This is a genomic window from Okeania sp. (assembly GCF_983059655.1).
Map to the genome: position 1 here is coordinate 1 of NZ_CEZPJD010000390.1, position 7,351 is coordinate 7,351.

The following is a 7,351-nucleotide window of genomic DNA, read 5'->3' on the forward strand; positions in this document are numbered from 1 at the left end:
CTAGATATTTCTTTCTTTTTTAACAGAGTGATCGCTCTTGATATTTCAGGAAGGGATAACATGAGCGTCTCCCTCATGCACGGTAGCAAGATAATCACATTCCGCCCCTAAGATTATCGGTTATCGGGAAGATTTTCGCAAGTTTTCCGATATGTCTCCAAGTCACTGTTGATATACTCCTGCCACTCCTCTGCTGTTAAATTCCGACTGAGACGCCTACAAGCTTCTTGAATTAAGACTTCTGGTGTTGCGCAATGGAGGCAGGCGGTTTTGTCATTACTTGCAGTAGCAATGGTTTTGCCATCGGGGCTAAAGGCTACTGCTATTACCCAGTCCTGGTGGTTGAGGGTAGCTAATTCTTTGCCAGTGTCTACATCCCAGAGGCGGGTGGTATGGTCAGAACTTGCAGTAGCAATAGTTTTGCCGTCAGGGCTAAAGGCTAATGCTATTACCCTGCCCTGGTGGCTGAGGGCAGCTAATTTTTTGCCAGTGTCTGCATCCCAGAGGCAGGCGGTTTTGTCATTACTTGCAGTAGCAATGGTTTGACCATTGGGGCTAAAGGCTACTTCTCTTACCCTGTCCTGGTGGCTGAGGGTAGCTAATTTTTTGCCAGTGTCTACATCCCAGAGGCAGGCGGTTTTGTCATTACTTGCAGTAGCAATGGTTTGACCATTGGGGCTAAAGGCTACTGCTATGAGCGGGGCTTGGTGGTTGAGGATAGCTAATTCTTTAAATACCAATTTTGGAATGGGAGGATAAGGATTTGAAAACCTTTTCTGGAAAAGTCTTTGGTCGGTGCCTGCATCCCAGAGGCGGGCAGTTTTGTCATAACTTGCAGTAGCAATGGTTTTGCCGTCAGGGCTAAAGGCTACTGCTATTACCCAGTCCTGGTGGTTGAGGGTAGCTAATTGCTTGCCAGTGGTAGCATCCCAGAGGCGGGAAGTTTTGTCATTACTTGCAGTAGCAATGGTTTGACCATTGGGGCTAAAGGCTACTGCATTTACCCATTCATGGTGGTTGAGGGCAGCTAATTCTTTGCCAGTGGCAGCATCCCAGAGGCGAGCAGTTTTGTCATAACTTGCAGTAGCAATGATTTTGCCGTCGGGGCTAAAGGCTACTGCTATTACCAAGCCCTGGTGGTTGAGGGTAGGTAATTTTTTGCCAGTGGCAGCATCCCAAAGGCGGGCAGTTTTGTCATAACTTGCAGTAGCAATGATTTTGCTGTCGGGGCTAAAGGCTACTGCATTTACCCTGCTCTGGTGGTTGAGGGTATGGAGATCCTTGGATAGTTTAGTTACCCCATTCCGTAGAGTTTGATCGAGTTTAACAAGTAGGTCTAGGTTTGCTTTCCCATAACGTTTTTTGGTATCAAGGTGTTGCTTCACTGACTCCACGCTGAGTAATACACCCTTCTCAAGCAAGGTTGGCTGTTCAATCATTGATTCAGAAAGCATTGCTAACACTTTAGCTGCTTGTTCTTCTACTTGTCTTTGGCGTTCTTTCTCTTCTTTTTCTTGGCGAGTTCTCAAATCTTGACTCGCCTCAATAAACTCATAAGCAACCCCATCCAATAAAGCCATTTCACCATATTCTTCCAGATATTCCTCTGCCTTAGTTAACTGGCCTGCTCGTAATAACAAACCCTCTTTTTTACCATCTGTTTCCCACTGAGCAGCATCAGCTTCAATTTTCCTTTCCAACGGCAAAGCTTCTTGATATTCTTCCACCCACTCCCTCAAAGTTTTCCAACTTCTAATTAAATCCTCGTGAATAATATCTAATAATATTCCTTCCTCTGACTTATCTTTAGTAATTAACCGATTATTTTGGTCAGCCAACCTATCACTAACTTCCGACAAAACCTCTAAACTATGTCGTTTATTAGGCAATTTTTCTAAAATCACTCTTCTGCGATTATCTGTTATTTTTCCAGAACTTATTTGCTGTTCCCCAGGCTGAACTAATTCTAAAAATATCCTCTTAGCAACTGACTTTTCTTCTTTACTCAAACTCTCAAAAACTTCATTGGCTCGCTTAGTCAAAGTACCTTTAATTCCACCCAAATTTCTATAAGTTGCCAGAGTTAAATACTTACTTTGATCTTCCCCTTGAGTAGCAGATTTCCACAGTGCATCGAGAGTATATTGCAGGAGAGGTAAACTACTAGGATTACGCAGAAAGTCTTCAGTCATTTGCGCAACTAATCTCGGCTCAACTCCCATTCCTACTAATTCCGCTGGTTTTTTTATTGCTTCTTCTATTTCATCTTTTTCCAAGGGTATTACTAATAGCTGATGCTGCTTAATTTGATTAGCTAACCCTGCATATTCAGAACATCGGTCGAGAAAATCTGCCCGCATTCCCAATACCACACAAAATTTATCGGATTGCCTTTCCAACGCCTCCAAAAAAACATCAAAAAATTTCTGTCTTTCTTGTTCTTTTTGTTCTTGACCTTTACAGAGAGTAAAACCCTCTTCAAACTGGTCAATTATCATTACTACCCTTTCCGCTTCAGCTACATCAATAAACTCAATTAATTTATCAGTTAAATTCTCTGGTAGTTCTCCTTCTATATTAATTGCATTTTTTATACTTTCCAGAGGAGATGAGCCAGGAGTAAAAGGATGAATATAAAGCCATCTATCGCTCCCTGAAATTTTCTGCCCCCGCTTCAATTGATACAACAAACCTGCCCGTAACAAAGAAGATTTACCACTTCCCGAAGCTCCCAAAACTGCCACAAAATTATTAGCTCTTACTCGGTCAATTAATTCATCAGTTAATCGAGTTCTACCATGAAAAAATACAGCATATTTTTCCTGTTCCTCAAAATAAGATAAACCCCGATAAGGAGCAAAATTTTGCCAGCGTTTATCTGTTGGTTGGTTAGGAGTATTAGTAGTAAGAATAATCGCATCCCCAGAATTATGAAACTTCGGTGCTTGAGATGTCTGAGACATATTTTGTTTGATAAATTCTGCCAATTTATAATTAGTCACCCAACCATCAATATTATTTTGATTATTTGGGTTTAAACCTACCAGTAAATTAGCAGTGAAAATACCATGTTCTCCGTCTATTTGTTCCACACTTTTTTCAAAGGAACGACAAGCAGTAATCAAACAACGACTTATTTGTTTTCCCTCAGTTCCAGGGTCAAATTCCTTGTCAAAATTCAAGAATTCGCCACTAAAACAACAGTCTAACCAAACTATTTGTTTTTTAACCGGACTTTCCCGTAACAATTTTTTTAACCAAGCTAAAGAAATACCATAAATATTTCTATTCAGTTGAGCATCACTGGTAACTAAATATCCCTCTCGAATTCCTCCTTCAGTTGTTAGATAACCATGGCCGGCAAAAAAGAGTAAAGCTACATCAGGAACTTCATTTTTGAGAGGTGGATTAAATAAATTAATAATTGCTTGTTGAAGGTGATTAATTTTAACTATACCATCAGCAATAAATCTTTCTTGACTTTTTTCATCATAGCCTTGTGGCAAACGTTGGACTCGAAATTTACCATATCTTTCTAAAATATTGGCAATAGCTTCAGCATCATTAACAGGAGCTTTAAGGTTTAAATCTCCAGGTTCTGTTTTGATAAGAAATGGATAAAAATTAATTCCAACAACTAAGGCTTCTCTAGACATAATAATTAATTATTCACTAAAAATTTAAATAAATTAATATAGATAATTATGAGGATTTTCTATCAATAATCCCTCACTCAAAACAGCTAAATTTAGTTCATTGTCGGCTGAGACAAAAGTAATAGCAGGTAAATTGTAAGCTAAACAGAGCGAATTAACAGTACAACCTGCTGCTAACTGAATTGCATCATAACCCCTTAAACCATAAGTTTCAGCTAATGTCATTCCAGAATTAATAATACTTTCATTAATTTCAATAATGTGGTACTCTTGAACAGTGTCTTGTCTAAATTGATTATTAATTTCTGTTGCATCTTTCATACTAATACTTCCACCACGCGATCGCCTGGTAATAGCAGCAATAAATATTTCATTATTCAAAGCAGGATCGAACAAACCCAAAACCCAAGTATAACCAATTTCACTGATATAACGTTTAACTAATGCACTACTATCTAAAAAGTAAATTGCCATTTTAACGACGTTCCTCAATAATTGTTTCAGAAATAGGTTTTCCTTCTATTTGAATCAGTCGTCCTTCAGTTATTGGTTTATAAGAAGGAAGTTTAACTTGCTTTATAATTCCAGAATTTATTAAAGATTTATGAAAAGCATCTTGTCGATCTAATCCCTTTTTGTTAATCAGGTATTGTTGAATTGTTTGATTAAGTTGTTGCAGTTATTCTGGCTCAAGCATCTCAAGTTTATTTATAATTTGTGTAAGGATTTTGGGTCATAATCTACTCATTTTTTTAGTTAATTTTTATTCTATTATAAGCAGGGAAACAAAATAAATTACACATTTTAGATAGTTCTATAGTCATTGTTTGTTTGAATAACCCTGTGTAGCTTAACGGGACTTAGAAGAAGGAGAATCTTTTTATGCTACGATTGTACCTTTAGCTTAAATATCTTAGTAACCTATGAGTAAGAGTAAAAATTTGTTGCAATTAGAGCTAGCAATTATTATGTTTAGAGACTATAAAATTAGTAGTGCAAAAGCTGCTAATTTTGCTAACTTATCTTTAATTGAATTTCGTCAATAACTGGCAAAAAGAAATATTTGTGTGAATTATGATAATTTAGACTTTCAACAATAACTACAAACATTAAAAACATTGGGTGAGCTACAGAAGAAATAAACTACAAAAAAAGGATACTTAGTATGAATAATTCAAGGAACAAATTTTTATTATCTATGTTGTTAGCTCTAGGCGAGTTAAATACTCCCTTAAATTCTAAAGAAAAAAACGATCTTTATATTTTTGCTGGGCAATTAAAGGCTGATTTGACAGCTTGGGAAACATCTATTGAGGATAATTTAATCAAACTAATTAACAGTAATCCATCTTTAAAAATAGTCTTTCAAGAAATTAAATCCAAATTAGAAAAAATTGACAATATTCCTGAAAATTTAATTCCTAGTGCTAAAGATCTAGAAGATGTTTTTTCAAAAGAAATTAAACCAGTTGAGCGCCCTATTATCAAACTTGATGCTTCAGATTTAAAAAGTAATGAAATTACAAATATGTCTATTCAGATTATCTCATCACCAGAGCCATCAAAAACAGCTAAAAAAATTAGTAAGCTTGAGCAGTTATTAAATTTTATTTTTCCAAATCGGTCAGAGAATAAATAAACCATAGTTACAAAAATTTTCAGCTTTTGTGTAGGTTGGGTCAAGGGGGAATAATTCTATCAACTCACACAATCTTATATATTAAAACTATTAACTGATAACTGAAATGACCGATATTATTAATCCTACTATTGACTTATTTCTCTATGACCTGAGAAACAGTCTCGGTGATGATGAAAAAGAAATATACCAAAAATGCCAATATTTTTATCAAAAATTACATGAAACTGTTAGAGAAAAATTAAAACAAGACGAGGAAGATAATAACAACAAGCAAAACTTAGAAGTAGAATATTTTCACCTTCTTAAATCTATTTATGCTCCTTTAGATTCTGATACTTCCCTAGAAAATGGTTATTACTATCCAGTAAAACTAGGAGACAGTTACGGACTATTATTAGAAGTAGCTACACCCGACAAACAACTACCCGAACATTTTGCCGAATTAAGAGAAAGAATTAAACAAAAATTAGGAGAAAATATCGCCACATTAGGTCAGACCTGGATGTTATCTGCTTACCTACCTAACTCCTCAGAAAAAAACCCAGAAGAAATAGAAAAAATTGCCCAAGAATTTTACAAAGCAATTTTTCCGAATGTAGAAGAAATAGAATTTGACAGCAAAGGTGAATTTATTGGAGCAGCAATTTTTGAATATTCTGATAATAGTTTAAAACAAGAAATAGTCAAACTAGAAGATAAAGAAATTTTTACTGTTGTTCAAACTCAACATATTATTATTGCTATCTATCCAGACCAAGAAACATTCCAGAAATTAGGCGAATTCTATAAAGACTGGATGTGCTTATTTTATTATCACCACAAAATTATTTGGGCTTACGCTCAAAGCCGTATTTTAACAAATAAAACTAAAGAAAAATTTCGTAAAATTCAGACAATAACTGAATCTATAGAAGAAAATATTATTCAAGAGAATGCCAAAATTAATAAGTTGCAAAAAATTAGCGATATCCTGAGTAAAGTTCAAGTTATTATCAAGCAATACACCAGCAATCTCAATAATCTCAAATTTCAACAAGGCACCATAGAAATTAACTTAAACAATTACGATAAAAGATTAGAAATTCTTACTATGAGAGCTACAAAAAAAGTAGTATATAATCAAACTAATATCAAATTTTTAGAAGATTTTAGTCAATTAGTACACGAAAAATATCTCTTGCAAATAACAAAAGATTTAGAAAGTTTTGAACTAGGACTGAGATTATTAGAAGATAATATTAATGCTATTAACACTCAGATAGAAACAGAAAAAGCCAAGAGCGATCGCGACTTTCAAGAATTTATTGCGGTAGTAGGTTCAGGAGTAGCTTTTGCTAGTTTAGCGGGTTTTAATGTGATAGTAGAATGTAAATCTATGTTTGGTAACAACTTTTTTCTTTGTCAAAATACACTATTGTACAAATTTGTATTAGTTATTATTGGCAGTTTACTAGCTTGGTTTGTCAGAAAATATATATTAAAGCGGCCTTGAAGAAGGAGTCAGGAGTCAGGAGTCAGTAAGAAGAAAGGATGAGAGTTGGAATTCTCTGGGGATATTCCGGCATTTTATGTCTGCGTTGAATGGAAGTAGAAAGTGCGATAACTGTATAACCGGATTTTATATTACAAATTATTAGATGAACCTGCCCCCATCTCAATAATCTAGCACACAAAATTAGGTGTGTTATTCTAGTAGTATGGTAAACTTATTATTTCAACAATCTTTGATGTAAAGATGTCTATCTATTTATTCTCTTATTCTTTACTTTTTCTCAGCAAAAACTCATGTAAAAGTGTTTTAAATAAAAATATATAACTAAATAAATTTTCACAAGATATAAATCATACTTTGTGAAAATTTCCTTAATGTATATCATCTTCAGCTTAATTATTAGGTATATATAATGAATTGAGAAAAATTTGAACAAGGTTTATCTATGACCAAAAAATAAAGTCTGAAAACTCTCGACCAAGAGAAAATAAAGTTCAATATTTCAAGCCTCTGACTTTAACTAGAGGTACTGATAACTGATAACTGATAACTGATAACTGA

Annotated in this window: 5 protein-coding genes; 3 read left to right on the forward strand and 2 right to left on the reverse strand. The window is 34.8% G+C overall.

Annotation, left to right across the window (positions count from 1 at the left end):
* Positions 1–113: 113 nt before the first annotated feature.
* The gene (locus AC3DU7_RS20080) at positions 114–3,656 is read right to left on the reverse strand and encodes an nSTAND1 domain-containing NTPase (protein ID WP_488041076.1); all 3,543 of its coding nucleotides are present in this window, start codon (positions 3,654–3,656) and stop codon (positions 114–116) included.
* Positions 3,657–3,689: 33 nt separating this feature from the next.
* Complete coding sequence (locus AC3DU7_RS20085; RefSeq protein WP_488041077.1) at positions 3,690–4,130, reverse strand: type II toxin-antitoxin system VapC family toxin; 441 nt, start codon at positions 4,128–4,130, stop codon at positions 3,690–3,692.
* A gap of 449 nt (positions 4,131–4,579) precedes the next feature.
* Here AC3DU7_RS20085 and AC3DU7_RS20090 point away from each other — a divergent pair, with 449 nt between their 5' ends.
* The 3 genes from AC3DU7_RS20090 to AC3DU7_RS20100 all read left to right on the forward strand — a co-directional run bounded on the left by AC3DU7_RS20090 (position 4,580) and on the right by AC3DU7_RS20100 (position 6,790).
* Complete coding sequence (locus tag AC3DU7_RS20090; RefSeq protein ID WP_488041078.1) at positions 4,580–4,702, forward strand: UPF0175 family protein; 123 nt, start codon at positions 4,580–4,582, stop codon at positions 4,700–4,702.
* A 119-nt stretch (positions 4,703–4,821) separates the two neighbouring features.
* Positions 4,822–5,295: a hypothetical protein gene (locus AC3DU7_RS20095; protein WP_488041079.1), complete on the forward strand. Its 474-nt coding sequence runs from the start codon at positions 4,822–4,824 to the stop codon at positions 5,293–5,295.
* 106 nt (positions 5,296–5,401) lie between these two features.
* Positions 5,402–6,790 (forward strand): hypothetical protein, encoded by a 1,389-nt coding sequence (locus tag AC3DU7_RS20100; protein ID WP_488041080.1) that lies wholly within the window; start codon positions 5,402–5,404, stop codon positions 6,788–6,790.
* Positions 6,791–7,351: the final 561 nt, after the last annotated feature.

Excerpts from the sequence above, each read along its gene's own strand:
- AC3DU7_RS20080 (WP_488041076.1), bottom strand. The coding sequence starts at position 3,656 with ATGTCTAGAGAAGCCTTAGTTGTTGGAATTAATTTTTATCCATTTCTT.
- AC3DU7_RS20085 (WP_488041077.1), bottom strand. The coding sequence starts at position 4,130 with ATGGCAATTTACTTTTTAGATAGTAGTGCATTAGTTAAACGTTATATC.
- AC3DU7_RS20090 (WP_488041078.1), top strand. The coding sequence starts at position 4,580 with ATGAGTAAGAGTAAAAATTTGTTGCAATTAGAGCTAGCAATTATTATG.
- AC3DU7_RS20095 (WP_488041079.1), top strand. The coding sequence starts at position 4,822 with ATGAATAATTCAAGGAACAAATTTTTATTATCTATGTTGTTAGCTCTA.
- AC3DU7_RS20100 (WP_488041080.1), top strand. The coding sequence starts at position 5,402 with ATGACCGATATTATTAATCCTACTATTGACTTATTTCTCTATGACCTG.